Origin of the sequence: Microcoleus sp. S36b_A4, from assembly GCF_036700645.1 — a bacterium.
Classification (GTDB): Bacteria; Cyanobacteriota; Cyanobacteriia; order Cyanobacteriales; family Microcoleaceae; genus Microcoleus.
Genome location: NZ_JAUBPI010000228.1, coordinates 1 through 1,098, shown reverse-complemented (window position 1 = coordinate 1,098; position 1,098 = coordinate 1). Strand labels below are relative to the sequence as shown.

At 35.4% G+C, this 1,098-nt stretch carries 1 protein-coding gene; it reads right to left on the bottom strand.

Features of this window, described 5'->3' with window-relative positions; translation table 11 throughout:
* Window positions 1-180: 180 nt before the first annotated feature.
* The gene (locus QUA03_RS28915) at window positions 181-1,077 is read right to left on the bottom strand and encodes a transposase family protein (RefSeq protein WP_333217168.1); all 897 of its coding nucleotides are present in this window, start codon (window positions 1,075-1,077) and stop codon (window positions 181-183) included.
* Between the last annotated feature and the right edge of the window lie 21 nt (window positions 1,078-1,098).

Sequence of the window (1,098 nt, the reverse complement as noted above, 5' to 3'; positions counted from 1 at the left end):
AGACATCTCCAAAAACAATTAAAGCCTTTGTGTAACTAGGCTGTATGACGTAAATGCAATCATCCTAAATTAGCGACTCTGTACGCTCTAATAAGGCTTTGAGATATTTATTGTTGATAATTAAGCCAAAATATCTAGTTATCTGCGTTGATTTTAACCTGATGATGTAGCAGATATTTTTCATGGTAATATTAGCGCTCTAATTCGTAACCTTACTATTCCACAAATCGTCAACACTACTTGCTCATATTTTTGGGGATTCAACCTAAATCTTTCTTGGACAACTCGAAATATTTTTAGCGAGCGAATTCGATGTTCAACAAAGATTCTTTTAGCCGAAAATGCTTTGTTTTGTTCTTTTTGTTCAGTTGTTAATTCTCGATTTCTGGGTTTTTTAATCGGAGTTGTAATTAAAGCTTCTCCAACGTAAGCTTTATCTCCCTTAAATCTTTGTTGAGGGTCAAACTGTGAGCGTTCTTCTCGGAATAAAGTTATATCGCTTTTAGGTCCAGGTTTCCCTGCCACAACATCAACGATATCTCTACCATCTGGCATGACAATTATTTGACTTTTAAATGTATGATTACTCTTCTTGCCTGAAAAGTATTTTTCTTGTTCATTCTTATCTCCAGGTCTCTCTCTGACTTGTTCGTAGGTATCTACTATTAATTCATATTCTGTGAGTATTTCCTTGACTATTTCATAGTCAGCAGCGTTTTTTTTTACTTGTTCAAGTAAGCTACATGGTAGCAATTCTCGCAATTGAGGCAACCAATAGTTAAATGTATCATTAGCTGTAGACTCACTTACTCCAAACTGGATGCCCAGAAGTTGAAATGTTGTCATATGCCTCAGATAGATCAATGTTAAAATTATTTGTTCGCTCCGAGATAGTTTGGGTTTTCTACCGCCTCCACCAGCGATAATTCTAACTTTCTTTGATTCTAGTAAAGCTTGTTTTTCATGATGTAATTGTTCCGCGTTTTGGATTAATTGTTGTAACTGCTCATAATCCAGACCTATTAATCGCTGTGTTTCTTTAGGATGCTCTTCAATATGATTGAGTATGTCGCTCATGTTTCTGGGTCAAAAAAGCTT

Bases quoted from the DNA above. Each gene is read 5' to 3' on its own strand.
- QUA03_RS28915 (WP_333217168.1), bottom strand. From the start codon at position 1,077: ATGAGCGACATACTCAATCATATTGAAGAGCATCCTAAAGAAACACAG.